The sequence below is a fragment of the Streptomyces iakyrus genome, from assembly GCF_000717055.1.
GTDB classification, from domain to species: domain Bacteria; phylum Actinomycetota; class Actinomycetes; order Streptomycetales; family Streptomycetaceae; genus Streptomyces; species Streptomyces iakyrus.
On record NZ_JNXI01000001.1, the window covers coordinates 264,693 to 290,739 of the forward strand.

Genomic DNA, 26,047 nt, shown 5'->3' on the forward strand with positions numbered 1-26,047 from the left:
GAAAACGGAGAGCGAGACCACTCCCCATGCCGCACTGGTCCGTCTACACCGGCCGCAACGAGCCGCACGACGGCATCGACGACCTGCCCGCCCCGCCGCCCTGGCGCGCCTTCGACGGCGGGCCCGCTCTGCCGCCGCCGCACGACGGCGACGACGCGACAGCCGTCTCCCCCGACCGTGTGCACCGGGCGAAGTCGTACGTCGCCGGCGAGGAGAGCGTCCGGCTCGTCAACGCCGCGCTCTGCCTGCGCCGCCCCCTGCTCGTCACCGGCCCGCCCGGCACCGGCAAGTCGTCCCTCGCCTACGCGGTGGCGCGGGAACTGCGGCTCGGCCCGGTGCTGCGCTGGAACATCACCAGCCGCAGCTCGCTGGCGGACGGCCTCTACCAGTACGACCCGCTGTCCCGGCTGTACGCGGCCCGGGAGGCGCGGGAGGAACGGGGCGGTGTCGAGGACCACCTGCGTCTCGGCCCGCTCGGCACGGCCCTGCTCCCCTACGACCGGCCCCGCGCCCTGCTCGTCGACGAGATCGACAAGAGCGACCTGGACCTGCCGAACGACCTGCTGAACGTCCTGGAGGAGGGCCAGTACGAGATCCCCGAACTGGTGCGTGCCGCCCGGCACTCCGGCGACGGCGCGGCCGAGGTGCTCGCCGACGGCACGGACACGCCGGTGACCGTCCACCGCGGCCGGGTCCGCTGCCGCGCCTTTCCGTTCGTCGTGCTGACCAGCAACGGGGAGCGCGAGTTCCCGCCCGCCTTCCTGCGCCGCTGCGTCCGGCTGAAACTGCGCCGCCCCGGCCGCGACCAGCTCACCCACATCGTCCGGGCCCATCTGGACACGCCGGACGGGGACGCGGACCGTCTGATCACCCGCTTCCTGGAGCGGGCCTCCGGCGGCGAACTGGCCACCGACCAGCTGCTGAACGCCCTCTACCTCACGGGAGTGGCGGGCCTGGACGCCGAGTCCCGCGACGACCTCGCCGAGCAGCTGATGCCGTACCTCAGCGCGGCGGCCGACGGCGATGGCTTCTGACGGCGGCCCCGGGCCGTCCCCGGTCGCCCGGCTCCAGGCGGCCCTGTCGGCCGCGGGCGCCGCACCGACCCCCCGGGAGATCGCCGAACTGCTCTGGCTGGCCGGCCAGTTGGACCCGCCGTCCGGCGAGCCCGGGACAGGCCGGCCGAACACTCCCGAGACTGCCGTCACGGAGGGAACGGCTTCCGGCCCGGAGGAGCCGGCCCCCGCCGCCCCCGAACCACCGCAGGCCGCCGGACCGCCCGCCCCGGCCGGTCCGGGCCGCGTCGCGCTCCGCCTCCCCGCGCCGCGCTCCCCGGACCGCCCCGGCCACCGCTCCGGCGGCGGCTCGGCGCTCCTCGCGCCCGCGCCCCCGATGCTCCCCCACCCCCTCGCGCTCCAGCGCGCCCTGCGCCCGCTCCAGCGCAAGGTGCCCTCCCCGCATCTGCGCCTCCTCGACGAACGGGCGACGGCCGACCGGATCGCGCGGCTCGGCGCCCACCCGGACGTGTGGTTCCCCGTGCTGCGGCCGGCGCCCGACCGCTGGCTGCGCCTGAACCTCGTGCACGACACCGGCCTCACCATGCCGGTCTGGCGCCCCCTGGTGAGCGAACTGCACACGGCGCTCGCCCAGTCGGGCATCTTCCGCACGGTCACCCTGCACCCCGCCACGCCCGACGGCCGGGCCCGCCAGGTCCCCGTCCTCGACGACGGCCGCACGGCCACCCTCGTCGTCAGCGACTGCATGGGCCCGCAGTGGCGCCCGGGCGAGGCGGGCGAGCGCTGGTACCGCACCCTGCGGCAGTGGGCCCACCGCATGCCGCTCGCCGTGGTCCAGCCCCTCCCCGAACACCTGTGGCCCACCACGGCGTTGCCCGCCGAGCCGGGCCTGCTGACGTCCCCGTCCACCGCGGCCCCCTCGGCGACCCTCGCGTTCAGCCCGTACGACGGGTCACCGCCCCCGGAGCGGGCCCTGCCGCTGCCGGTCCTGGAACCGGGCGCCCCCTGGCTCGCCCACTGGGCGGCCCTGCTCGCCGACCCGGGCGGCGCCCGGACGCCGGGCGCGGTGGCCTGGCTGCCGCCCGCGCCCGCCCCGCCCGCCGAGCCCACCCCCGACATCACCACCGCCTCCCCCGAGGAGCTGGTCCTGCGCTTCCGGGCGACCGCGTCCCCCGAGGCCTTCCGCCTCGCCGGGCATCTCGCGCTGGCGGACCCCTCGGTGCCGGTGATGCGCCTCGTCCAGCGCACTCTGGAACGCGAACCGCGCCCCCAGCACCTGGCCGAGGTCATCCTCAGCGGCATGCTCACCTCCGCGCCCGGGCCGCCCGGCTCCTACGCGTTCCGGCCCGGCGTACGGGAGTTGCTGCTGCGCTCCCTGCCCCGCACGGCCCGCGGCCGGACCCGGGAGTTCCTCGAACGGGTGGGGGGGCTGATCGACGAGCGGGCGGGACTCGCGGCCGGGGAGTTCCGGGCCGAGACGGGCGGCGGGAAGGGCGATGCGGGCCCGGCGTTCGCGACGGTCAGCGAGGAGACCGTCCAACGGCTGGGCGGGGAGAAGCTGTTCGCGGGACGGTACCGGCTGACCGGGCAGCGCGACGGGGAAGGGCGCGTGTCCCGGGCCGTGGACGTCCGCACCGGCCGGCAGGTGATCGTGCGCCGGTACCGTGAGCAGCCCGCCCCGCAGGAACGCTTCCTGAGCGAGGCTCGGGCCCTGGCCGGGGTCGACGACCCGCACGTGGTGAAGGTGCTCGACTTCGGGGTGGAAGGCGACGCGCCCTACCTGGTGACGGAGTTCGTCGACGGCCTGACGGTCTCCGAAGTGCTCTCGGGCATCACCTTCCCGGCCTTCGCCCGCCTGGTGTGCCAGGGCATGGCAGGGCTGGAGGCCCTGCACGCGCGCGGTCTGGTGCGCGGGGAGCGCGGGCCGATCGGCCTGCTGCTGCGCCCCGACGGCACGGTGCTGCTCAGCCGCGTCACTCTGGGCGAGGAGTCCCGGAACAAGGCACCCGAGGGGGACGTCGCGGAGTTCCGGTGGCTGCTCAAGCAGCTGGTCGCCGGCACCCGGGTGCCCGCCGAGCACCGGGAACTGCTCGAACTGATCGACCGGCACGAGCTGCGGGAAGCCGCCGCGTACGCCGCCCGCCTGCCCGCCGAGTGGCCGCCGCCGCGCTCCTTCACCCTGCTCGGTCCCCTGCGCATCAGCGCCGGTCCGGAGCCCCTGGAACCGCCCTCCCCCGAGGCCCGGGCGCTGCTGTGCATGCTGCTCCTGCGGCCCGGCCGGCGCGTGTCCCACTCCGAACTGGCCCGCGGGCTGTGGGAGGAACCCCTGCCGGAGAGCGAGGCTGCCCACCGCCTCGACGCCCTGGCGGCGGAGGTCCGGCAGGCCCTGCCGGCCGGCGGTCTCGTCACCTTCTCCGACTCGTACGCCCTGCACGTGCCCGACGTGTACGTCGACGTGCTGCACTGCGAGCGGCTCCTCGCGGATGGCACCGGCGACCCCCGGCGCGCCCTCGCCCTCTGGTACGGCGACCCCCTCGACGGCGTCCCGGGACCGGCCGCCGCGGCCACCCGGGAGCGGCTGCGCACCCTCAAGGCGGAGCTGGAGTCCGGGCCGGAGACCGCCGCCCCCACGATCCTCTTCGAGGCCGACGACCTCACCGGCCACCCCGAGGCCCGCATCACCCTCGAATACGCGGTGCACGAGATGCTCTCCCGCGGCGCGCTCGCCCCCCACCAGTTCGACGTGCGGGTCCGCGGCGGCGGCTACGACGTCCACACCGAACCCGGTACCTACCTCCTCCCCGTCCTGGCCGCTGTCCTGCGCGGCCTGCCCGAGGTCCTCACCGGGCTCGCGGACCCGCCGCCCCTGACCGTCACCTTCTGGGACCGGCCCACCCCGCCGCCCGAGCCTCCGCGCGTGCCCGCCGACCTCCAGGTGATCGTCTCCCCGGACCTCTACGAGCAGTTCGCGGCCAGCTCGGCCGCCCAGGGCCCGCAGCGCTTCCAGCCCCTCTTCCAGGACGGCGCCACCGACACCCCGCCCGTCGCCTGGTACTGCCCGCTGTCCCCCGCCACGGCCCCGGAGCCCGGGGCCCGCGACCTCGTGCAGGGCCCCTTCATCACCCGCGACCTACGCCGGCTGGGCATACCGGCCCCGGGCCGCACGGCCGTCGTCCACACCCGGCCCGACGGCCCGCTGACCCTCCTCAACCCGGCCCGGCCGCACGGCGACCGGCCGCCGGGGCTCGTGACGTACTACGAGGTGGACCTCACCACGCATCAGTCCCACCACCGGGTCTCCCTGCCCAGTTCCGGCAAGGGCGCCTTCGCCGCCGCGGTCGACCTCGCCTGGCACGTGGAGGACCCCGTCGCGTTCGTGCGGGCCGAGACCGGCCGGGTGTCCGAGGTGCTGCTCGACCGCCTGCTGGAGGAGGCGGCCCGCATCACCCGGAGGCATCCGCTGCGCCGGGCGGGTGCCGCCCAGCGCGCGGTCAACGCCGGGCTCCGCCGCTGGCCGGTGCCCGGGCTGTCGGTGACCGCGTCGGTGCAGCTCGGCCCGGAGGGCACGGCCCTGCCCGGACCGCAGGGGGCCGCTCCCGCGCAGCTCCCGCTGCCGCAGCTCCTCGGGGAGGCCGAGACGGTCCTGGTCGGGTTCGACGGCCCGATGGCCCGCCTGTTCTCGGCGAGCACCGCCCGCGAGGCCGTGCTCGGCCTGCTCGCCCTCGTCGACGAGCACCCCGCCCCGGGGCAGGCCCTGCCCGGCGCGGTGCGCGAGACGTTCGCCCATCCGCTGGACGTGCTCCGGGCCTTCGCGCGGGACCCGCTCGGGCCGCTGCTGCGGGAGCGTCTGGACGAGATCGAACTCCGGGCGGTGGCGCACGCCCCGGCGACGCACAACTCCGCGCCCCTGGTCCGCGCCCTGCACGCCTCCGGCCGCCGCGTCAGCGTGATCACGGACGTCTGTGCCGAGGCCGTCCCCCGCTATCTGCGGCCCTACGGCACCCTGCCCCTGGCCGGCGTCCACGGACGCGCCGAGGACCTGGCCCTGCTCACCCCGCACCCGGACTGCATGCTGCGCGCCCTCGACGCCTGCGACGGGTCCGCGTCCACGGGCCTGGTGATCGGTTCCACGGTCGCCGAGCTGGCCGCCGCCCAGCGGGCCGGACTGCGCTTCGTCGGCCTCGCCCGCAACGCCACCACCGGGCGGCAGCTGCGCGAGGCCGGCTGCGAAACCACGGTGACCTCCCTCGCGCCGCTGCTGGAGGCCGCGCGCTCCCTGTGACAGAACGCCGAACCCCCCGTTCGGCGGCGCCCCGCCCGGCCCCCCACGAAAGGCGGCCCGGCCCCCTCCCGCGCACGATGCGAGGGAGGCCCGCCGCCCGGCGGTCCCACGTATGCGAGGCCCGCCACCTGGCGGCCCCCCACGGTCTGTGCTCTCGGGAGGACCTGCCATGACCGCCAGTCTGGAGCAGTTGCGCCGCTGCCACTTCGCCGTCGACCTGGGGGCGGCCCGCACACGCGTCTACGTCAAGGGCGCCGGTCTCGTCGTCGACCAGCCGTCCGCCGCCGCCGTGAACACCCGTACCGGAGCGCTGATCGCGGTAGGCGAGCTCGCGGAGAAGATGACGGGCCGCACCCCGGACTACATCCGGGTGGTCCGGCCGGTCTCCGGCGGCACCGTCGTCGACATCGAGATGGCGCAGCGCATGCTGCGGCACCTGCTCGGCGACAAGATGCGCCGCGCGCTGCGCCGCAAGCCGATCCTGCGCGCCGCGGCCTGCACCCCGCACGACGCCGACCCGCTGGCCCAGCGTGCCGCGATCGAGACGCTGGTCGGTCTCGGGGCCCGCAAGGTGGAGCTGGTGGACACGCTGATCGCCGCCGCCGTCGGCTGCGGACTGCCCGTGGAGCAGCCCGAGGCCACGATGATCATGGTGTGCGGGGCGGCGGCCACACAGGTGGCCGTGCTGTCCCTCGGCTCGATCGTCACGGCCGAGCGCGTCCCGGTGGGCGGCGAGGCCGTCGACCAGGCGATCGTGCAGCACCTGCGGCACCAGCACGAGCTGATGCTGCCGAGCCAGTCGGTGCGGCCCCTGCAACTGGCCCTGTCGGGCAACGGCCTCACCCCGCAGGGCCCGGCCTCCACGGAGATCCACGGCCGGGACGTCGCGACGGGCCTGGCCCGGTCCGTCCAGGTCGACACCGCGGCCGTCCGGGACGCCATCCAGACGCCGCTCACCGCGATCCTGGACGGCATCGGCAAGGTGCTGCGGGCGTGCCCGCCCGACCTGGTCGCCGACCTGGCCGACCGGGGGATCATGATGGTCGGCGGCAGTGCCCTGCTGCCGGGCCTGGACCAGATGCTGCGGCAGGCGACCAACATGCCGGTGCACATCGCCGAGCGCCCGGACGTGTGCGCCGTGCAGGGTCTCGGCGCGATGCTGGAGGGCAGGATCGCGCCGCTGGCGCTGGACACACTGAGCGCCTGAGCGGCAGGCGCGGGTCAGCGGGCGAACCAGCAGCGCACTGTCGTCCCGCTGTCGCTCCGGTGCAGCCGCACCAGATCGGCGATCAGGTTGACCAGCAGGATCCCGCGCCCGCCGCGCTGGTCGCGGGGCACGGGCCGGCGTCCGGCCAGGACGTCGGCGAGGTGCCCCTCGTCGCGGACCTCGCACACCACGTACCCGTCCTCGGCCCACACCCGCAGCACGCCCGAACCGCCGCCGTGCACCACGCTGTTGGTGGTCAGCTCGGCCGTGGCGAGGGCCAGGTCGTCCAGCTTCACACCGACGAGGCCGAGGCGCGCGCCCTCCCCGACGGCCACGTGCCGGGCGTGGGGCAGGGAGTCGGAGTCGAAGGCGAACGACAGCGCCTCCGGCACGGGCGGCAGCGGCTCGTTGTAGCGGGTGACGACGCCCTCGGGGGCGTACGCGTCGCTGCGCTGCTCCGCCCGGGAACCGGGGGGGATGACGGTGGGGTGGGTGGCGTAGGCGTCGGAGACGACGTGCTCGGGCAGCCGCTCGACGTCGTACGGGCACAGGATCGTCGCCGTACGGCCCCGGAAGGCGGCGTTGATGAGCGCCTCGTGCTGGACGCAGGCCGGGTACTCGGCATCGGACCGGCCGGCCCAGATCGGCTCGCCGATGATGCGCACCCGGCGGCCGGCCGGCTGGGCGTCGGCGAAGGCGCGCAGCACGCCGGGGATGATCCGCCCGGGGTTGCGTCCGGCCTCGCGCATGTCCAGGAGCCGCACGGCGGCGGCGTCGTCGCCCAGCGCGTCCCGGATCAGGACGAGGTTCTTGCCGGGCACGGCGACGGCCACGGGTTCTCCGGCCTCCAGCCCCTCGCGTACGAAGGGCAGGGTGCCGTCGAGGTAGTCCTGCTCGTCCCGGTAGAAGAGCGCGGGGTGGACGAAGGGGTCGAGGGGCCCGAAGAGCTCGGTGACCGTGCTGGTCATGATGTGGACACCTCGATTCCCTTCTGGCCGGGCCACAGCAGGTCCAGCGTGCGCCGCAGGGCGGGCGGCGGCCGGCGCACCACGAACCGCCGGCCGTCGCGGAGCTGTCCGGCGGCGGCCGCGAGCGCACCGGCGCCCGCGACGTCGACGAACGTCACGCCGGACAGTTCGAGGTAGTACACGTCGTCATCCTCACGGACAGCCTGTTCCAGTACACCTTCCCAGATCGCACGCGTCGGCAGGCCGACCTCCCCGGCCGCCCGGACGCCCCGCCGCCCGGCCAGCGGGAACACCGCCAGACCGGGCGCGGGGTCGCGAGGGCCGGTCGCCGACGGCTGCTGCCGAGTGTTCAAGCCCCACTCCCCACACTGGTGGACCACAGCGCTCTTACCCGCAAGGCAAAGTCTCATTCCCCCGGAACGTGTGTAGTACGCCGTCCGGAGGGCAGGCGCACCTCACACCGACGTCCACGGGGGCGAGTGACGTCGTGCAGTCCGGCGAGACGAACACGACCGACGAGGACCGACAAGGCGGTGACATGACCTCAGCGGCATCACCACATCTCACAGGAGGGCTGGACACCCTGGTCATTTCTGGCCGCATCGACGCGGACCGCGCCGAGCTCACCCCCCGCGGTGAGCTCGTCCACGGTTGCGCGGACATCCTGGCGAGAACCCTGGCCGGTCTGCCGGACACCGTCACCCGGGTCGACCTGGACATGGCGGGCGTGCACTTCATGGACACGGCCGGCCTGCAGTTCCTGGACGTACTGGCCGTGCACGGCCGGCAGCGGTCGCTGACGGTGACGACGGCGAACTGGAACGGCCAGCCGCGCCGGATCCTGGAGCTGGCGGGTCTGGACACGACCGATCCGCTGGCCGGTCCGGACACCGCCGGCGCGGTCTGGGCGGTGGCGCCGGCCGCACCGGCCGTCCCGGCCTCCTCGGCGGTCGCCCTGGAGCGCGCGGAGCGGCTGCACGTCCTGGAGGAGGAGGTCGAGCAGCTCCGCCAGGCCATCGCCTCGCGCCCCGTCATCGACCAGGCCCGGGGCATCCTCATGGCCACCCACGGCTGCACGTCGGACGAGGCGTGGCACATCCTGCGGGAGACGTCCCAGCTGTCGAACACGAAGCTGCGGGACGTCGCCGCGGCGGTGACCGCGAGCGCGGAGGCGGACGGCCCGCCGCCGTCGCCCGAGCTGCGCACGGCGCTGCAACGGGCCGTCGCGAGGCGCCGCCGGGGCTGAGGGGGCAGGGGCCCGGTGTACCGCGTGCCGGGCCGGTGCTCCCGCCCCCGGCGGGGTACCCGGCAGCCGACAGCCGCGCGAGGAGGTACACCATGAGCGACCAGACCCCGTCCCAGGCCGAAGGCGGCCGCGACGACGAGCAGGACACGACCCCGCGTCCCACCCCGTCCCAGGCGGAGGGCGACCGCGACGACACGGACGCCCAGGAGGAAGGCGACGGCGACCGGACGGAGGCCACATAGAGACGACGCGACGGGGAACCCGTAACTCCCCCACTACACAAAGGAGTTACCCGTGATCGTCGCCGTCGTCATCGCCGGATGCGTCCTCCTGGCCGTGCTGGCCTTCCTCGTCCCCCGCCTCTCGCGCCATCCCGAGCGCGGCACCCAGCGTTCGCTCGGCGCCGGCGCCCGGGCCGGCGGCAAGGCGCCCGGAGTGCTGGGCAGGCTCTTCAGTAAGCCCTTCCACTCCAGTTCCCGCGCGGTGAGCCGCAGCGGCTCGGCCGGCCGCCGCACCCGCGGCCGCATGCCCTTCTGATCCACCGCGCGGCCGTGCCGCCCGGCATGCTGGTCCGGTACGCAGGGCAGGCAGAAGGAGCACCTCTCGATGGGCACCGCAGTGCACGTCCCGCAGACGCGGGACATGATCGGGGAGGAACTCTCCGGGGACGAGGCGTTCACGGCGCTGCGGCGCTACGGAGGCCGCCGGCTGTTCCTCGACGCGTTCACCCGCTTCCGCTACGCCGACGGGTTCAGCAGCTCCCGCTCCCTCGCCTTCCAGGTCGTCCTGGGCATGGTGCCGTTCACCATCGCCCTGGTCGGCGTGGCCACCACCGTGCACACGGAGAGCGTGGGGCGGATCATCGAACTCACCCTCGGCCGGATCGTGCCCGGCGCCAGCGCGGACCTGGTCGAGGACGCCCTGGACGGCACCGCGCGCAGCGCCGGTTCGGGCGTCTGGGGCGCCGTCGCCATGTGGCTGGGCCTGGCCTTCGCCGTACTCAACCTGGCCTCGGCGATGGCCCAGGTCGAGCGGGGCGCCAACCGCATCTACGGCATCGAGCGCGACCGGCCCTTCCTGGCCAAGTACGGCCGTTCCCTGCTCCTCGCCATGGCCGCGGGCATGCCGATGGTCCTGGGGTTCCTCGTGCTGGTGGCCGGTGACGCCGTGGGCAGCGCGGCGGTGGAGGCCCTCGGCTGGTCCCGCACCTGGCTCGACTGGTGGGGCGCCCTCGACGTGCCGCTGGGCGTGCTGCTGGCCTGGGTGGCCTCGGCGGCGATCTTCCGCTGGGCGCCGCGCCGGGACCAACCGGGCTACACCTGGCTGGCGTTCGGCTCCGCGGTCCATCTGGTGCTGTGGATCACCGCCACCTGGCTGCTGGCGCTCTACGTCGCCAAGAGCGGCTCCTTCGGCGCCGTCTACGGCCCGCTGACGGCCTTCGTCGCCCTGTTGCTGTGGGCGAACCTGACCGGTGTGGCCCTGTTCCTCGGCATCGCCTTCGCCGCCCAGCTCGAAGCGGCCCGGGCCGGCATCACCGAGGCCGTGCACCCCGACCCGGGCCCGGGCCCGTGACGCGCCCGCCTGACGCGCGCCCGGCCCCTGTGATCACCGCGCGGAACCAGGACGTATCGTCCTCGGTGTGACCGATGTGCCCCCCGCGACCACAGCACCGGCGGACCGAGGAACGGCCCACACAACCCCCGGACCGGCCGGAGGCCCGGTGAGCGGCGACGATCCGGCCCTGCGGGCGGCCTACCGACTGTGCCGGCGCCGGACGAAGGACGAGGACCCGGCGGAGTACGCGCTGATCCAGCTGGTGCCCGCGGCCCTGCGCCCGGCGCTCCACGCCCTGTGGGCGGCCGCCAACGCCCTCGACGACCTCGGCGACGACCGCACCGCGCCCGCGGCCGAGCGGGCCGCCCGGGTCGAGGCCTGGATCACGGCCCTGCACCGCGAACTGCCCACCGGCTCCAGCCCGGACCCGGTCCGCCACGCCCTGGTGAACACCGCGAACCGCTGGCGCCTGGACCTGTCCGAGCTGCGGGACGCCATGGCCCAGGTGCGGGACGACACCCGCGGCAGGCACTTCGCCGACTGGGCGGAGTGGCGCGCCTGGGGCCGGGACAACCTCCTGCCCTGGTTCGGCCAGGTCCGCACGGTCTTCGACCGGGCCGGCGTCCCCGTGGCGCTGCGCCTGGACACCCGGGAGGCCTACGAGGAGTTCCTCGACGGCGTCCGGCTCACCGACATCCTCACCGACCTGTCCGCCGACCTCGCCCAGGGCGACCTCCTGCTGCCCGCCGAGACCCTCGACCTGCACCCCGGGTCGGCCGCCGACCTGGCGCGGCGCCGCTGGAGCCCCGCCGTCGCCGCCCTGGTCACGCACCTGACCGGGCTGGCCCGCCAGTGGGTGGCCCAGGAAACCCTCACCCGCGGCATGCACCCGGGCCCCGCGACGGTCCTGGAGACGATGGCCGCCCTGCTGCGCGCACAGCTCGACGCCGTCGACGCGGCCGGCCCGGCGCTCCTGCGTTCTCCGCCCCGGCCCGCGCTCCGCACCCGGGCCCGCATCCTCGCCCCCGCCCGGGCGCGCGCGGCCCTGGCCTGGAGCCTGACCCCCCTGACGGTGCCGCCGCCCCAGCGCCCGGGCGACCAGCGGCAACCGGCACCCGCGCTGCCCCCACCCACCGACACCTTCCTGCGGCCGCCGCCCCACCCCAGCGGCGAGCGGCCCCCCGCGATCCCGCCCGGTGATCTGCCCGCCCACGTCGCCGTGATCATGGACGGCAACGGCCGCTGGGCCCAGCAGCGCGGTCTGCCCCGGCACGAGGGCCACCGCGCCGGCGCCGACGCGGTCCGCGAGGTGGTCCACGGCGCCCTGGACATCGGCCTGCGCCACCTGACGCTCTACACCTTCTCCACCGAGAACTGGCACCGCGACCCGGAGGAGGTCGACGCGATCCTCGGCCTGCTCCGCCGCGAGCTGGCCGAGAACCCCTTCCGCGACCTGGACGTCCGGCTGCGCTGGCACGGCCGCGCCGGCCGCCTGCCGCCCGACCTGGTCGACGTCCTCCATCTGCGCGAACGCACCACCCGCGCCCGCACCGGCCTCACCCTGACGATGTGCATCGACTACGGCGGCCGGGACGAGCTCACCCGCACGGCCGCCGCCCTGGCCGGCCGGGCCCGGGCCGGCCGTCTGGACCCCGGCCTGATCGACGAGGACGACTTCGCCCGGCACCTGCCCCTGGCGGACCTGCCGGACGTGGACCTGCTGTGGCGCACGGGCGGCGAGCAGCGCGTCTCCAACTTCCTGCCCTGGCACACGGCCTACGCCGAGCTGCACTTCACCCCCGGCCTCTGGCCCGACACGGACCGCCGCGACCTCTGGCAGGCCGTCACCGCGTACACCCACCGCCAGCGCCACCACGGGGCGACACCGGCCATGCCCCCGGATCCGGAGCCGGAGGTGTCACGGGCGGTGGCCGACGTCCGGGGCCGGCTTCGCCCGTAGGGCACACAGAACTACGGCTGTCACGCGCACCGGCGCAGTCGGACATCTCCGGCGGCGGACGGTCACAATCGGTTCACACTGCGCTCTCGCCGGAAGCCCGCCGGATGCGTAGGGTTTTTCCTAGGCTCAGCGTGACTGATCCTGCCTTCACCGGGGGAGGTACGCCCGCGAGCCTGGAGGGGGGTGCTGGGACGTTGGGCGACTGGCGCGTTCGAGTGAGAGGTCCCGACGGAGAGAGCGTGGCCGGGGCGGGCGTCCTCATCGGCGACGACCGGATCCTTACCTGTGCGCACGTCGTGACCGAGGCGCTGGGGCGGCCCGACGAGCAGAGGACGGCCCCCGGCAGCACCGTGCTGGTGGACTTCGCACCCTCCGGTGACCCACGACCACGGCGCGCCCGGACGGTCGACGGCGGCTGGTTTCCGGTCCTGCCCTCGTCCGGCGACATCGCGGTCCTGGAACTGGAACCGGGCGGCCCGCCGGCCGAGGCACATCCGGCGCGCCTGTTCCCCGGCGATGGCGTGGGGCCGACCGAGGTGAGCGTCTACGGACATCCGGGCCGGGGGCTCGGCGACGGTGTATGGGTCGAGGCGACCGCGACCGGGCGCGGCGGACCCAACCCCGCCTGGCGGCAACTGGACGGCAGGGCACACGGGGTGGCCGTCCAGCGGGGGTTCAGCGGGGCCGGCGTGTGGGACCGCGGCCTCGGCGGTGTCGTCGGCCTCGTCGTCGCCGCCTACGGCTCGTCCGTCGAGCGGGTGGCCTGGATGTTCCCGCTGGCCGCCATGGCCCGGGAGTGGACACCGCTCGCCGCGCTGCTCCACCCGGCGCGATCGGCGCCCGCCGAACTGACCACACGTCAATGTGCGGAACTCGCGCGGTTGATCGCATCGATCCCACGCTTCGGGACGCTCGGCGGCCGTCAGGACCTGGTTTCGCTGCTGCCCCCGGAGATCGGCTCGGTGGTGGCCGAACGCCCCGAGGCCCACGCACACTTGTACAACGTGGTGCGCACCAGCTCCGACTACGACGGAGGTCTCGACGAACTCATCAGCGCCGTACGGACCTTGGTGGGCGACTCGCGTGCCGTCCGGTCGATCGCCGCCGAGATGCGGCGTTTTGAGGAGGAGGGGCGCGGGTGACCGGACATTCGACACTCTGCGTGGCCGAACCTGTCCACGCCTGGATGCCTTACGGGAAAACGGGGATGGCGGACACAATCGACGACCCATCGGACTGGGCGCATACCAGCAGACTCGTGGAACTTCTGGAACGCACCAGACCCATGGGGGACCCGGAGCTGCGCCGCCAGTGTCTGGAGGTGACGGGAAGCCGGCTGAGCATCGACGTCGCGGGGCTCGTACCGCAGGGTGTGACCACGCGAAGCCAGCTCTACGACGTCGTACGGCTCTTGGGTGACATCCCCGGCGGCCTCCTGGTGCTGGCCGAGACCGTCCAGTTCTTCGCTCCCGGTGCCCGCTCCACGGAGGCCTTCCACCACTTGGTGCGCTCGACGTTCGTCCAGCCGCCGCTGACGGAGGCGGAACTGCGGCACATCCAGGACCTGTTACGGCAGTCGCCCAAGGTGCCGGTCGGCCGGATCCACCGGGCGGCCCGGGGTGTTTACGAGCGGCTCCCGCCCGGGCACGACGACATCGTGCTGGCCTTCGAGCATCTGGTCGAGGCGAACGCGCGGGCGGACGGTCTGTTCCCCTTCATGCTGTACGTCGAATACGTCGCGGCGCTCGCCCCCGGCCACCTGGCCCGGCGGTTGCGCGAGTGGAACGCCGCGGTCGCCGAGGGCCTCGGGGTGCGCGACACCCTGAACACGACGCGCGCCGCACTCGTGCCAGTAGCACTCGAGCACACCGAGGGCATGGGGTATCTCGCGATCCTGATCGAGCGGGGCGACGACGGCGACGCACACGGCGGGTATCTGGTGTCCTCGTGGACCAAAGAGGACGTCCTCTCCCCGGCCCGGCCGGACTTCGTGGACTTCGTCTGTTCAGACGGCGATCTGGAGGTGACCGTGGAGCGCGCCATCTCCAGCGGCGAGGCGTCCCTGGCCGGCCTCGACACTCCCGTGCAACTGGAGTTTTTACTCGGCCGGGACCTGGTCGACCTGCCCATAGACGAGTTCTCCACGCACCGCTCCTCCGGCCTGCCACGCTCTCTGGTGCGCCATTACCAGACGGTGATCCGCAGCCTGGAACGGCAGCGTGACCCGTCGATCCAGCGGGTGCTGAAGCAGCGCTGGCGCAGCTTACGCGACACCCCGCACGAGTGCTCCTGGCACGCCTGTGGCGGAACGGGCGGCCTGAGCGCCTCCGACCTGCAAGACCTGCTCGGCCGGGACAGGAACGGACGCGTGGTCGCGGTCGCCCTGCTCGACGCTCCTCGGAAACCCGAGCCGGGGGCCGTCCACTCCTACGACGTCGCCCTGCGCGAGGGCGTCCCCGCAATGCTCTGGGCCCGCTCAGCCGGTGCCGTTTCGAGGCTCGGTGATCTCGCCGACCGGTTGTTCCAGGCGAACCATCTGAACGCGCTGGCCACCAAGTTCCACGAATCGAGGGGATCACTGGTCTCCGACGAGGTTCTCGTTCTCATAGACAACCCGGAGAACGTCTACGTGCCCTTACGCCGCTACCAGTCGCCGCATCACGAGGGAAGGACGCAGTCATGAGTGACGGCCGACCCGCCGACGACAGGTTCCCTCCGGACACCGGACAGCACTTCCCCACCCAGAACACCGCACCGTGGTGGGTCTACCACGGCGACGGGCGCACCCTGGCCGCCCGTGATCTCGACGACGTGCTCATGGGTCCGCCGCCCTGGCGCACCTTCGACGGCGGTCCGTTGCAACCCCGCCCGCCGGAGGACCAGGCGGAGACGACCCGCCGCATCGGCCCACCCCCGCGCGAGGGCGACCCGCCCCGCCCCGTCGACGTCGCCGAGGCGGACATGGTCAACGCGGCGCTGTATCTGCGCCGGCCGCTGCTGATCACCGGCCGCCCGGGCACCGGCAAGTCGAGCCTCGCCTACCGTGTGGCACGCGAGTTGCGCCTGGGCCGCGTCCTGCGCTGGCCGATCACGACGCGCACCACCCTGAAGTCCGGACTGTACGACTACGACGCCATCGGACGGGCACAGGACGCGGCCGCCCGGCGGGCCGCGGCGGACCCGGAGGCCGGGCCGGGTGACGGCCGGACCGGTATCGGCGACTACATCAGGCTCGGCCCTCTGGGCACGGCACTGCTGCCGTACCGGCTGCCGCGGGTTCTCCTGATCGATGAACTCGACAAGAGCGACATCGACCTTCCGAACGATCTCCTCAACATCTTCGAGGAGGGCGAGTTCGACATTCCCGAACTGGTCCGCATCGCCTCGCGCGAGCCGACGGCCGAGGTGCTCACGGCCGACCCCGGCGCCACGGCCCAGGTCGCCGGCGGCCGGGTGCGCTGCCGCGCTTTCCCTCTCATCCTCATCACGTCCAACGGAGAGAAGGAGTTCCCGCCCGCGCTGCTGCGTCGCTGCCTGCGCCTGGAACTGCCGCCGCCGAACCTGGACCAGCTCGCCGCCATGGTGGCGGCTCGTTTCGGGCAACGGGCCGGTGACCGCGGGCAGGAACTCGTCCGGCTCTTCGTCGCGCGCAGCGCGCGCGAGGGCGGGATGAGCGCGGACCAGCTGCTCAACAGCGTTCACCTCGCGACGTCCGACCGGTTCGAGGGGGACGAGCACTGGGACCGGCTGGTCGACGCTCTGTGGCGCAGCCTCGATGCGGCGAGGCCGTGATGGCTGCCGCCCCCCGGGCTTCGATGCCTCCGCCCGACCCCCTGGGAACGGCGGATCTGACGCCGTACGAGCTCTCCGACGGCCTGTGGCTCGCCATGTGCCTGGCCGGGCGCACCCGTCCCCGGAGCGACGGGCCCTCCGTCCCGCCCCGCCGGCGGGAGCCTCGCCCCGTCGAGTCACCGCCCCCCGCCCCATCCGTGCCGGACCGGAGGAGGGAGGCACCGGAAGTACCACGGCAGCAGTCGCCGCCCTGGACGCCGAGGGTGCCCGCCCCCTTCGCCCGCGCCGCCGCCCCGCTCCCCCGGCTCCCGGCCCTCGGCACGGGACCGTTGTGGACCGCAGTACCCGGCCTGGAGAGCCGACGGACGCTGGAGCGGGCGCTGCGCCCGCTGCGCCGGACGGTCGTGTCCGCGCACGACCGGGAGCTCGACGAGGAGCGGACCGCCGAGGCCCTGGTGGAGGCCGAACCCCGGCTGCCCCGGTACCGCCCGGGCCGGGAGCGTTGGCTGGATCTGGTGCTGGTCGTGGACGCCGGAGCGTCGATGGCCGCATGGCGGCACACCGTGACCGAATTCGCCCGCTTGCTGAACGGTCTCGGTGCGCTCCGCACCCTCAGCATCCGGCTGCTCAGCGCCGGCCAGGGGGGCGAGGCGCTGCGTTTGCACGGACCCGGCCCGTCCGGCGCCGAGTACGACCTCGCGGCCCCCGCGCTGCCACCCCGGCGGCGGGCCGTCATGGTGCTCACCGACGGAGGGGGGGCCGCGTGGCGGAGCGGTGCGGCCCAACGGCTCATCACTCGATGGGGTGAACATGTCCCGGTTGTCGTCGCCCATCTGCTCCCCCACCGCAACTGGTACCGCACCTGGATCGCCACCCACCGTTCCCGCATCCGTACCACCGGGTCCCTCCCGTGCGGCCCGAGCTGCACGGCGAGCGTGACCGGCACGGGCGGCACCGTGAAGTCGGCCGTGCCCGTCATCGAGCTCGCTCCGCGATGGCTGGCGCGCTGGGCGCAGCTGCTGACGGGAGACGGCGGCGACTGGCCGGGGGCGCGGGTGCTGCTCACGGAGGACGGCACGGAACACGACGATCCGGGGCCGGACGAGGACTTCCTCCCGGGCCGTCCCCCGACGCCGGCCGCTCGCGTCCTCGAGTTCCGCGCCGGCGCCTCCCCCGCGGCCTTCCGGCTGGCCCAGCACCTCGCGGTCGCGCCGCTGGACCTCGCCGTGATGGAGACGGTGCAGTACCTCACCCAACCGGGTTCACGACCCGCCCACATGGGCGAGGTCCTCAGCTCGGGGCTGCTCGTCACCCAGGGCGGTCCGCCCTCCGTCGATCCCTTCGATGCGACCGCACACCAGTACGCGTTCCTGCCGGGCGTGGCCGAGGAGCTTCTCGCCACGAGCGGGCGGTCCGCCACCGCGGAGGTGATGCTGCACGTCATCACCCGCCTCGCGGCGACGGTCCCCGAGATGCGGGACCTCGCCCGGGTGCTCACCACCCCCTGGGCGGAACGGCCGGTGACGGTACCTGAGGAGTCGACCGGCGACTTCGCTCCGTTCATACGCGCACTGCGGGCACTGTCGGGGCCGTACCGGCCGTGGGCCGACCGACTGAGCGCGCGTGTTGAGGGCTTTGCGACACAGGACATCGGCGCTGGTCCACTACAATTTGCGGGGTCATCCATGCCCGAAGAACCTGTGTCAGACCCGCGTTCAAAAACGGTCAAAGAACAGCAATCGCGGGCCGTTCCCGAACACGTGACACCGCTGCCCGAAGGACAGGCAGCGGCGGACAGAGGAGAGCCAGGTTCGATGAACGACGCATACGCACGCACGCTGGGGCCGGTTGAGCGGGCCATCGCCGAACGGCGCAAGGCGGGCAGCCCCCCACCCGTTTGGGGTAATGTTCCGCCCCGGAACGTCAATTTCACCGGACGGGTGCTCGCTCTCCAGGATCTGCACACACGTTTGACTCAGGGCACCACGGCGATTTTACCTGAGGCACTGCACGGCATGGGCGGCGTCGGCAAGTCCCAAATTGCCATCGAATACGCATACCGTCATAGTTCTGACTATGACATCGTTTGGTGGATCCCCGCCGAACAACCGGCCCAAATCCGTGCCGCCTTCGTGGACCTGGCGCAACGCCTGCGGCTGCCCACCAGCGCCGAGGCCAACACCGCGGTTCCAGCTGTCCTGGAAGCCCTTCGTCTGGGTAAGCCTTACCTCAACTGGCTCCTGGTCTTTGACAACGCCGAAAGCCCGGAAACAGTCACCCCCTTCTTCCCCCAAGGCGGCACCGGCCGGATTCTCGTCACTTCCCGAAACGGACAATGGGTCAACATGGCACGGACCATCGAGGTGGATGTCTTCGCGCGCGAGGAAAGCATCGAGCTATTGCGGCGGCGAGGACCGGAACTCACCGACGAAAAAGCGAATCGACTGTCCGAGGCGCTCGGCGACCTACCCCTGGCCATCGAACAAGCCGCCGTCTGGCTCACCGAAACAGGTATGCCCGCTGAAGAATACCTCGAACTCTTCGAAGGGAAAAGGGAAGAGTTCGTCAGCCGTCGCGCGGAGTTGCTGGAACTCGCCCCGCCGATGGACTACCAATTGCCCGTCGCAGCGGCCTGGAATGTCTCGCTGGACCGCCTCAAGGACACCAACCCGGGCGCACTCCAACTGCTCCAGGTGTGCTCCTATTTCGCGCCGGAGCCGGTCTCCCGCAGCCTTTTCATGGCAGGGCGGAACGCCAACCTGCCCGGCCTGCTCGGACAGGTGCTCAGCGACCCCATCCGCCTCGGCCAGGCCCTGCGCGAGGTCAACCGGTACGCGCTGGCCCGCATCGACCACCGCACGAGCACCATCCAGCTGCACCGCCTCGTCCAGGCGGTACTCATCGACCAGATGACGGCCGAGGAGCGCGCGTCGATGCGCGAGGCGGCTCATCTGCTGCTCGCGGGGGGCGACCCGGGAGAGCCGGGAGTGACCGCGAACTGGCCCCGCTACGCCGAACTGCTACCGCACATCCGGGCGTCCCGAGCGGTCGAGTGCGACAACCACTGGGTTCGGAACCTCGTCGTCAACACCGTCACGTACCTCTTCACCTGGGGTGACCACGATGCCTGCCTGGATCTCGCCCAGGACGCGCTGCGGACCTGGCGGGACAGCATCGGCCCCGACGACGCCCAGACACTGACCGTGGCCCGCTACTGCGGACACGTCCTGCGCTCGCTCGGACGCTACTCCGAAGCGGCCCAGCTCGACGAGGACAGCCTGGAACGCCGCCGCAGGACGGTCGGCGACACCCACGAGGACACCCTGCTCGCGGCCCGCGCCGTCGCCGTGGACCTGCGCGCGGCCGGGGATTTCGCCTCGTCCGCCAAGCTCAACAAGGAGACCTACGAACAGGCCGTGCGCTCTTTCGGTGATCGCGATCCGATGGCGATCGCGGCCGCACTGGACTACGGAACGGCGCTGCGCCTCACAGGGGACTTCACCACCGCCCGGGACCTGGACGCGGTCAATCTCCAGCTCGCGGTCGACGTGCTCGGCGAGGACAGCCTGAACACCATGATGCTCGTCAGCCTACTCGCGGTGGACCTCAGGGAGTGCGGCGACTATGTGGGTGCCTGCGAGATGCAGGAGAACAACTCGATCCGCTTCGAAAGGCTGGCCGGCAGCGAGACCCCCATCACGCTGATGGCGTTGCGTCACCTCGGCGAGGCACGCCGCAAGGCCGGCGACCACGAAGGCGGGCTTTCGGCCTGCCTCGAAGCGTGGGAGCGCAGCCAGCGCCGCTACGGTGACAACCACCTCAACACCCTGTCCGCCGCGTCGAGTCTGGTGATCGCCCAACGCCAGGCGGACCGTCTGGACGAGTCGGTGGACCTGGGCAAGAAGACCCTGGACCAGTTGAGGCGGAGCCTCGGGGAGAGTCACCCGTTCACCTTCGGGGTCATGACGAACCTCGCGATCTCGCTGCGCCGCAAGGAACGGACCGAGGAGGCGGTGGCCCTGAACAGGCAGGCTCACGACGGGCTGGTCGGCACCGTGGGCCTGAACCACCCCTACACCCTCGCCGTCGCCGTCAACCTGGCCAGTGACCTGTTCACCCTGGGAGACCCGCAGGCCGCTGCCGAGAGGGACGAGGACACGCTGCGGCGTACGACTCAGGAACTCGGCGAGTCGCACCCGATGACCCTGGCCTGTGCGCTCAACCTCGCGGCCGACCTGCGTGTGCTGGGCCGGGCCAACAGGGCCGAGACGCTGTACGCCGCGACGCTTACCTCCCTGCGGCAGGTGCTCGGCCAGGAGCATCCGGCGACGACGGCCGCCACCAGGGGCGACCGGGCCGACTGTGACGCGGAGGTGTACCAGATCTGAACGTACGTCACCTCAGGCGGGGCGGTGACACGGTCACCGCCTCCTGCGGGTGCGGCCCACCGATCCAGCCTGCCAGGGCGAACGGGTCTGCCGATCCTCCCTGGTCGGCGAGCCGCAGGTACACGGCCCGCACCAGCTCGGGCCGGCCCAGCAGGGCGGCCGCGGCGGAGGTGTCCCCGCGGCCCTCGGCTGCCAGACCGAGGCCTATCCAGGGCCTCGACTCCTCGGGGCGGGCCATCACCTGCCGCCGGTAGTCACGCAGGGCCGTGTCGAAGTCGCCGTCCAGCAGAGCGATGTCCGCCGAGGTGACACCCAGCGAATCCGGATGGCGACGCGCCCACGCGAGTCTCTGCGGGTCCTCCCAGCGCAGTCTCACCAGCTCGGATCGCACCACCTTCTCCCGGGGCAGCACGTCGGCTCGCACGACCGGCTCCCCGACCTCCGGGCACCTCGTCCGCACGCCGTCCTTCCAGCACTCGGCCAACGGTTCCACGTCCGACCGCGACGGCCGGCTGTTCCGCAGCCGCCACATGCCGAGATGGTCCGCGGCCACCAGGGCGGCGTCCGCCTCTACCCGCGCCGGGAGTTCCTCCTGGTACCAGCGGACCAGGCTCTCCCGCATGGTGGTCACGAACAGCGTACCCAGCTCGGTCAGTTCCCCGGAGGCCAGGAGATCGTCGAGTACGGCGAGGGTGCTGCGTCGCCACAACGCGTAGGCGAAGCGCGCGCGAAGAGCGTCCTGTCCCGACGCCGTCGGGTGGAACCGACGCCAGAAGTCGACGATGCCCAGGTAGGCGTACGCACCCTGCAGCAGGCCCGGGACCGGGCGCGGGTCCAGACGCCACGGCGCGTAGTGCAGAGCGCCCTCTGCTTCCCGGCACAGGGTGACCATGTCCAGCAGGGCGCCCAGTTTGATGTGTTGGAACTCGTGTACGAGGCTGACGGCCAGAGTCGTGGCGTCCAGAGGGAGCTGCATCATCGCGCTGCCGAAGGACTCGGGCGAGGTGACGCTGTAGGGCTCTCCGCTCATGACGGCTTCCAGCGGGACGAGCGAGCGGATCGCCTCCGCGAGCGCACCGGCGGTGCCGGGCTGGCTGTGGACCAGCGTCTCCCACGCCTGCTCGGTCAGAGCCTGCCATCGATTCCGGCTCTGCGTGGTCTGCGGGGCCGGTTCCCGTCCCGCCACGAAGGAGGCGTAGGGGTCGGTGTCGTCCAGGACCAGCCGGAGACTGTGCCCGCCATGCCCGGCCTCGACCCGCGGAAGCGGTCGCCAGCCGTCCGCCGGCGACTCCAGGGACTCCGGCAGCAGCACACAGGCCCCCCAGGACGAGACGACGGCCACGCCGCCGGCTCCGCGGCCCGTCCCGCGCAAGGTCGCGACGTAAGGTCGCGTGGTGTCGGCTCCGGTACGGGGAAGCCGGGCCGTCCCCAGGGACGGCAGGTGGAGTGCGCCCCCACCGGGCACGGGCACCTGAATGTGGAACTCCACATCGGCCCGCGCAGCCGCGGCAGCCGCCAGGGTGTGAAAGTACCCGGCCTCCGTCCACAGGGGGAGGTCGCTTGTTCTGACACCCCGCAGGCGTCGCAGCACGTGAGCGGCCCAGACCCCGGTCGAGGGATGCATCAGCACCCTGTCGAACGCCTCCGGGTTCTCGTACTGCACCCGGCTCAGCAGTTTCCAGGCTGCGTGCACCGAGGGCAGGGGCCCCATCGCGGCGGGGTCGGCCGCGATGGCTTCGAGCACCATACGGATCAGGACGAAACGTTTACTCTTCTGCGCATGACGGAGCAGTGCCAGGGTTTCGCTGTCACCGCCACCCGTGGACAGCTGGACGAAGCACTCCAGCGGCAGGCGATGCATGTCGCCGAAGCCTTCCTGAAGTTCTGCGGAGAAGACAGCGGAGGATAATCGCGGCTGATTCTTCTTCCTCACCCCATGGCCTCCAGTCGGAGAAGCGAAGCCGATCTCTCCACGAAGAAGCGACAGAGCGACTCAGCAGTTCGTCCCCGTGGCCGACGCCGTCAGCGGCACCGGAAGATCGACCTGAAGAAGAATGCGCCGCACGGACTGATCAAGGTTTCCCAGAGGACACAACATCAGTTCGTCCAAGGAAAGTTCAGCCACGTTCACCAGTTCTGTCGCGATGTCGTGCTCCGCGCGATTCATCCACCAACTCCCCTGTCCGGCGCGGCCCTTGACCGCCCTGTCTCCCATGATGCCCGTGTACGGACAACGTGGGAAGGGGAGCCTGCCTCGACGAAACGGGATCACTCGTCCCCCGCGTCACGGCACCACTCCAGTTTCACGACGAAGTTGGCCTCCGTGGCCCCGCGGGCGACGATCACCCCTGCCTCCGCCGACAACTTGATGCCGAACTCGACGCCCACCCGGTCCGGGGTCTGCGGAAGATGGCGCAGCTTTTCCCACACCGCGACGACGACGGGGCGGATCTTCTCCAGGGACTGCTGGAGGCTTTCCTGGGCGATGGCCGCCACCTGCCCGGGCCGTGCGACGCGGACGATGCCGTCGGTGTCCTCCGACACTTCGACCCGTACCGACTCCCCGCCATCGATGGGAACCTCGATCACATACGACACAGCGCCCGCCCCGTTCCAGCCCGTTGAACCGGTCCGAATCAGCAGCAGGATAGAACGTATCGATGAGGGTTACAGGGCCACGACGAAACCGACGGCGGGGCGGGCGGACCGGCCCGACTCCCCCGAGCGACGATGCGGCCGGGACGTCCCGAAGCCGCCGATGATTGCCGGCACCATGATCATGCGGGCAGTGGCGGCACGGGTCAGCAGCACGGCGGTGCAGCGGGCGGTCCGGGCGGTCCCGTCCAAGGCTCCCCGGACCGTCTGAGGAAGGAGCCTCCAACCCGCGCACAGCGGATGCTCATTCCGGCGCGCAGAGGCTCCGTCCCGCGGGCGACATCCCCGCGTCGAAGCCCGCGGTGCGGGAACCTCAGCCTCGCCGGCACCGCCCTGAAGGAGGCCCCGGCCGCCGGCGACCGTCTCGCCGCTGCATCCGCCACCGCCGTCAGGCAGTGGTTCGAACTGGGGTGGCCCCCTTCACCACCCTCCGGCAGCGGAATCACCTTCCGACGGGGAGAGCCGGCCGCTGTCGTTCTCCCATCGCCGATGAGCCCTCTGCCGGAGCCCTTTCACAGCCCGTGCCGGTCAGGGGTGCTCATCAGCTTGCGTCGGCGTTTGAGTTCCGCCCGCAGGCCGGCGAGATACCCGGTGAACGCGTCCTCGGTCCCCAGCGCGCGGTGGCAGTCACGGGCCGCCAGGAGCAACCCGGCCAGGTGCTCGTAGGCCCGGTCCCCGGTCGGCTCCTTCGACCGCTCGACCAGCCGCAGGTACACGCCGAGCGCCTCGGCCGAACGTATCTCGCGCGACAGGTCGGCGAGTCGCTCCCACTGCCGGTCGTCCGCACGGTCGGCCGCCTCGCGCCAGGCGGCGTCCAGGTCGCCTTCGTCGAGCAGCACGTCGATCAGCACGGGCCCGCCGTACCGGCCGCCGCGCTCACGACGGGCGTCCTCCACACCGGCATCCAACCGCGGATCGGCAGCTCTTGGAGCCCCGAGCAACCCCGGCAGTCCACACGTGTGGCCGCATGCGACGACTAAGAACCCCTAACGAAAAGCCTTATCGGTGGTTTGTAACTTCTCGTCTCTCGGTCCGGCGGCATAGGCCAGCGGGGGTGCGATGGCTTGGGCATCGGCCCCCTCGCCGATCCATAGCCCGATGAAGAGTGCCGCGGTCGCTTCCAGGAGTCCGGCTCGTTCGAGAGAGCCGCCCGCCACGGGTTCGCAGCCGACATGCTGCACCAACTGGTGTACGAGGGCGAGAGCTGTTTCGTCGTCTCCACAGACCGGAACGGCCAGTCGGCGCCCGTCGAAGATGGGCGCCGACATTCGCCACACGTCCTCGTGGCAGAGATTGAACGCCTTGACCACATGGGTTCCTGGTGCCGCCGCGGCCAGTTGCTGTGCGGCCGAGAGGCCGCTCTGTGTCAGCAGCCGGAAGCCCGGGCCGACCGGATTGGAACAGTCGATCAGCACCTTGCCGTCCATGGCCGCTCGTAGTTCCCGCACCACGCTCGTACCTGCGCCGAAGGGCAGCGCGGCCAGTACTACCTGACCGAAGTCGGCCGCCGCACGCAGGCTGACAGGCTTCGCGCTGCCCCCGAGGCTCGTCGCGAGTCGCTCCGCCTTGTGCATGTCCCGTCCTCCGACGGCCACGTCGTGCCCGGCCCGGACCCAGTGGGTGGCGAGCGCGTCCGCCATGTTGCCCGTGCCCAGTACGCCGATTCTCATCACGCATTTCCTCCCACGACCTGCTCGGACCATTCGCAACGACGCTAGAGGGCCTGTCGGGCACCATTTGGTACGTGACGACCGACGCTTTCCTCGCCGACTGCCGTGCTCGCCTGGCCTTCGACCTCCTGTCCAACACCTGGAACGCCGTGGTGCTCTGGGCCTTGCGCGACGGTCCCAGACGCCCGGTCGAACTACGCGAGCAGATCGGGGGGATCAGCTCCAAGGTCCTCACCGAGACTCTGCGGCGCTTGCAGTCCAACGGACTGGTGGAGCGGCGGGCACAACCCGGAGCGCCGCCGCGCGTTGACTACCAACTCACCGCCCTGGGACGGACTTTGTTGGCGCCCATCAACGCAGTCGGAGCGTGGGCCTTCGAGCATGGCGATGAGGTCATAGCAGCCCAGGAAGCCGAATGCACCGCCGCCCAGTACCCCTCAGAGTGAGCGCAGCCGTCGCCAGCAGATGAGTGCGCAGCCCAGAGTGAGGAAGGCTTCGTGGAGGTCGTCGCGGATCTCCCAGCGGATCCGCAGGCGACGGAACCAGTGCAGATGGGCGAATGCCCGCTCCACGACCCAGCGTTGGGTGCCCAGGCCGGAGCCGTGCTCGGTGCCGCGGCGGGCAATCAGCGGCTTCACGCCGAGGTCCCAGACCAGGCGGCGGTACTTGTCGTGGTCGTAGCCGCGGTCGCCCAGCACCACGGCCGGGCGGCGCCGGGGCCGGCCCCGCTTGCCGCGCACGGGCGGCACGGCCTGGAGGAGCGGGATCAGCCGGGTGACGTCGTTGCGGTTGCCCCCGGTCAGGGTGGCTGCGAGGGGGATGCCGGTGGCGTCGGTGATCAGACGGTGTTTGCTGCCAGTTCTGCCCCGGTCGACGGGGCTTCGTCCGGTCTTAGGTCCCCTCTTAACGCCCGGATGTGGGAGCCGTCGACGGCCGCCCGGGAGAAGTCCAGGGCGTTCGCGCCGCGCAGCTTGGCGAGGAGGACCGCGTGCAGCCGGCGCCACACCCCGGCTTCGGTCCATTCGGCCAGGCGGCGCCAGCAGGTCATGCCCGAGCCGAAGCCGAGTTCCTGCGGCAGGTGTTCCCAGGAGATTCCGGTGTGCAGCACGAACAGGATGCCCTGGAACACCAGCCGATCCGGATGCCGCTTGCGTTTCGGATGCCGGGTCCGGCGCTCCACCTGGGGCAGCAGGGGCTCGATCACCACCCACAGCTCGTCGTCGACTTCCCACGGCTTCGGCCGCGCCGCCCCGCACCCCCAGATCACAGTCCTGGACTGATCCAACCACCTCGAAGATCATTTCGTTAGGAG

General features: G+C 72.5%; 22 protein-coding genes. 13 read left to right on the top strand and 9 right to left on the bottom strand.

The features are described 5' to 3' along the window. Nucleotides 1-26 precede the first annotated feature (26 nt). The 3 genes from OO68_RS01175 to OO68_RS01185 all read left to right on the top strand — a co-directional run bounded on the left by OO68_RS01175 (nt 27) and on the right by OO68_RS01185 (nt 6,502). The gene (locus OO68_RS01175) at nt 27-1,034 is read left to right on the top strand and encodes an AAA family ATPase (RefSeq protein WP_033306175.1); all 1,008 of its coding nucleotides are present in this window, start codon (nt 27-29) and stop codon (nt 1,032-1,034) included. After that, complete coding sequence (locus OO68_RS43585; RefSeq protein ID WP_033306176.1) at nt 1,024-5,295, top strand: SAV_2336 N-terminal domain-related protein; 4,272 nt, start codon at nt 1,024-1,026, stop codon at nt 5,293-5,295. The genes OO68_RS01175 and OO68_RS43585 overlap by 11 nt, the downstream gene beginning before the upstream one ends. A 169-nt stretch (nt 5,296-5,464) precedes the next feature. Continuing rightward, nucleotides 5,465-6,502 (top strand): rod shape-determining protein, encoded by a 1,038-nt coding sequence (locus OO68_RS01185; RefSeq protein WP_033306177.1) that lies wholly within the window; start codon nt 5,465-5,467, stop codon nt 6,500-6,502. A gap of 14 nt (nt 6,503-6,516) precedes the next feature. Here OO68_RS01185 and OO68_RS01190 read toward each other — a convergent pair whose 3' ends face one another. Beyond that, on the bottom strand, nt 6,517-7,470 hold the full coding sequence (locus OO68_RS01190) for an anti-sigma factor RsbA family regulatory protein (RefSeq protein WP_033306178.1): 954 nt from the start codon (nt 7,468-7,470) through the stop codon (nt 6,517-6,519). Next, the gene (locus OO68_RS01195) at nt 7,467-7,823 is read right to left on the bottom strand and encodes an STAS domain-containing protein (RefSeq protein ID WP_051814233.1); all 357 of its coding nucleotides are present in this window, start codon (nt 7,821-7,823) and stop codon (nt 7,467-7,469) included. Before OO68_RS01195 ends, OO68_RS01190 begins: the two co-directional genes overlap by 4 nt. Before the next feature lie 185 nt (nt 7,824-8,008). Between OO68_RS01195 and OO68_RS01200 the strand changes: the two genes are divergently transcribed. The 9 genes from OO68_RS01200 (at nt 8,009) to fxsT (ending at nt 20,410) form a co-directional block, all read left to right on the top strand. After that, on the top strand, nt 8,009-8,716 hold the full coding sequence (locus OO68_RS01200) for an ANTAR domain-containing protein (RefSeq protein WP_033306441.1): 708 nt from the start codon (nt 8,009-8,011) through the stop codon (nt 8,714-8,716). A gap of 92 nt (nt 8,717-8,808) precedes the next feature. Continuing rightward, nucleotides 8,809-8,958 carry a hypothetical protein gene (locus OO68_RS46080; RefSeq protein ID WP_157852645.1) on the top strand — a complete coding sequence of 50 codons (150 nt, stop codon included), beginning with the start codon at nt 8,809-8,811 and terminating at the stop codon, nt 8,956-8,958. 52 nt (nt 8,959-9,010) lie between these two features. Next, on the top strand, nt 9,011-9,253 hold the full coding sequence (locus tag OO68_RS01205) for a DUF6411 family protein (protein ID WP_031131162.1): 243 nt from the start codon (nt 9,011-9,013) through the stop codon (nt 9,251-9,253). 69 nt (nt 9,254-9,322) lie between these two features. Beyond that, the gene (locus OO68_RS01210) at nt 9,323-10,288 is read left to right on the top strand and encodes a YihY/virulence factor BrkB family protein (RefSeq protein ID WP_033306179.1); all 966 of its coding nucleotides are present in this window, start codon (nt 9,323-9,325) and stop codon (nt 10,286-10,288) included. A gap of 148 nt (nt 10,289-10,436) precedes the next feature. Continuing rightward, nucleotides 10,437-12,230 carry a polyprenyl diphosphate synthase gene (uppS, locus tag OO68_RS01215; RefSeq protein ID WP_106974235.1) on the top strand — a complete coding sequence of 598 codons (1,794 nt, stop codon included), beginning with the start codon at nt 10,437-10,439 and terminating at the stop codon, nt 12,228-12,230. Between the two features lie 239 nt (nt 12,231-12,469). Further along, a complete protein-coding gene (locus OO68_RS01220) occupies nt 12,470-13,372 on the top strand; it encodes an effector-associated domain 2-containing protein (protein ID WP_033306180.1) in 903 nt (300 codons plus the stop codon). 116 nt (nt 13,373-13,488) lie between these two features. Continuing rightward, nucleotides 13,489-14,913, top strand: a complete 1,425-nt coding sequence (locus tag OO68_RS01225; RefSeq protein WP_157852646.1) for a VMAP-C domain-containing protein — start codon at nt 13,489-13,491, stop codon at nt 14,911-14,913. After that, nucleotides 14,910-16,022, top strand: a complete 1,113-nt coding sequence (locus OO68_RS01230; protein WP_033306182.1) for an AAA family ATPase — start codon at nt 14,910-14,912, stop codon at nt 16,020-16,022. Before OO68_RS01225 ends, OO68_RS01230 begins: the two co-directional genes overlap by 4 nt. 23 nt (nt 16,023-16,045) lie before the next feature. Continuing rightward, nucleotides 16,046-20,410 carry an FxSxx-COOH system tetratricopeptide repeat protein gene (gene fxsT, locus OO68_RS01235; protein WP_033306443.1) on the top strand — a complete coding sequence of 1,455 codons (4,365 nt, stop codon included), beginning with the start codon at nt 16,046-16,048 and terminating at the stop codon, nt 20,408-20,410. A 7-nt stretch (nt 20,411-20,417) separates the two neighbouring features. Here the strand turns inward: fxsT and OO68_RS01240 are convergent, their stop codons facing one another. The 6 genes from OO68_RS01240 to OO68_RS01260 all read right to left on the bottom strand — a co-directional run bounded on the left by OO68_RS01240 (nt 20,418) and on the right by OO68_RS01260 (nt 24,735). Further along, nucleotides 20,418-22,271 (bottom strand): HEXXH motif domain-containing protein, encoded by a 1,854-nt coding sequence (locus OO68_RS01240; protein WP_033306183.1) that lies wholly within the window; start codon nt 22,269-22,271, stop codon nt 20,418-20,420. 132 nt (nt 22,272-22,403) lie between these two features. Beyond that, nucleotides 22,404-22,577, bottom strand: a complete 174-nt coding sequence (locus OO68_RS46085) for a hypothetical protein (protein ID WP_157852647.1) — start codon at nt 22,575-22,577, stop codon at nt 22,404-22,406. A gap of 101 nt (nt 22,578-22,678) precedes the next feature. Then, nucleotides 22,679-22,999 carry a CU044_2847 family protein gene (locus tag OO68_RS01245; RefSeq protein WP_245236871.1) on the bottom strand — a complete coding sequence of 107 codons (321 nt, stop codon included), beginning with the start codon at nt 22,997-22,999 and terminating at the stop codon, nt 22,679-22,681. A gap of 78 nt (nt 23,000-23,077) precedes the next feature. Continuing rightward, nucleotides 23,078-23,257, bottom strand: a complete 180-nt coding sequence (locus OO68_RS01250) for a hypothetical protein (RefSeq protein ID WP_033306185.1) — start codon at nt 23,255-23,257, stop codon at nt 23,078-23,080. 320 nt (nt 23,258-23,577) lie between these two features. After that, the gene (locus OO68_RS01255) at nt 23,578-23,961 is read right to left on the bottom strand and encodes a hypothetical protein (protein ID WP_033306186.1); all 384 of its coding nucleotides are present in this window, start codon (nt 23,959-23,961) and stop codon (nt 23,578-23,580) included. A 90-nt stretch (nt 23,962-24,051) separates the two neighbouring features. Continuing rightward, nucleotides 24,052-24,735, bottom strand: coding sequence for an NADPH-dependent F420 reductase (locus OO68_RS01260; RefSeq protein ID WP_051814237.1), 684 nt, complete (start codon nt 24,733-24,735; stop codon nt 24,052-24,054). 74 nt (nt 24,736-24,809) lie between these two features. Here OO68_RS01260 and OO68_RS01265 point away from each other — a divergent pair, with 74 nt between their 5' ends. Next, the gene (locus OO68_RS01265; RefSeq protein ID WP_033306187.1) at nt 24,810-25,181 is read left to right on the top strand and encodes a winged helix-turn-helix transcriptional regulator; all 372 of its coding nucleotides are present in this window, start codon (nt 24,810-24,812) and stop codon (nt 25,179-25,181) included. Here OO68_RS01265 and OO68_RS43590 read toward each other — a convergent pair. Beyond that, nucleotides 25,173-25,999 (bottom strand): IS5 family transposase gene (locus OO68_RS43590; RefSeq protein ID WP_403551747.1). Its coding sequence is split into 2 segments (ribosomal slippage): nt 25,173-25,655 and nt 25,658-25,999, totalling 825 coding nucleotides; the frame shifts between segments, so codons are not numbered across the junction. The two genes, OO68_RS01265 and OO68_RS43590, sit on opposite strands and share 9 nt — an antisense overlap. Between the last annotated feature and the right edge of the window lie 48 nt (nt 26,000-26,047).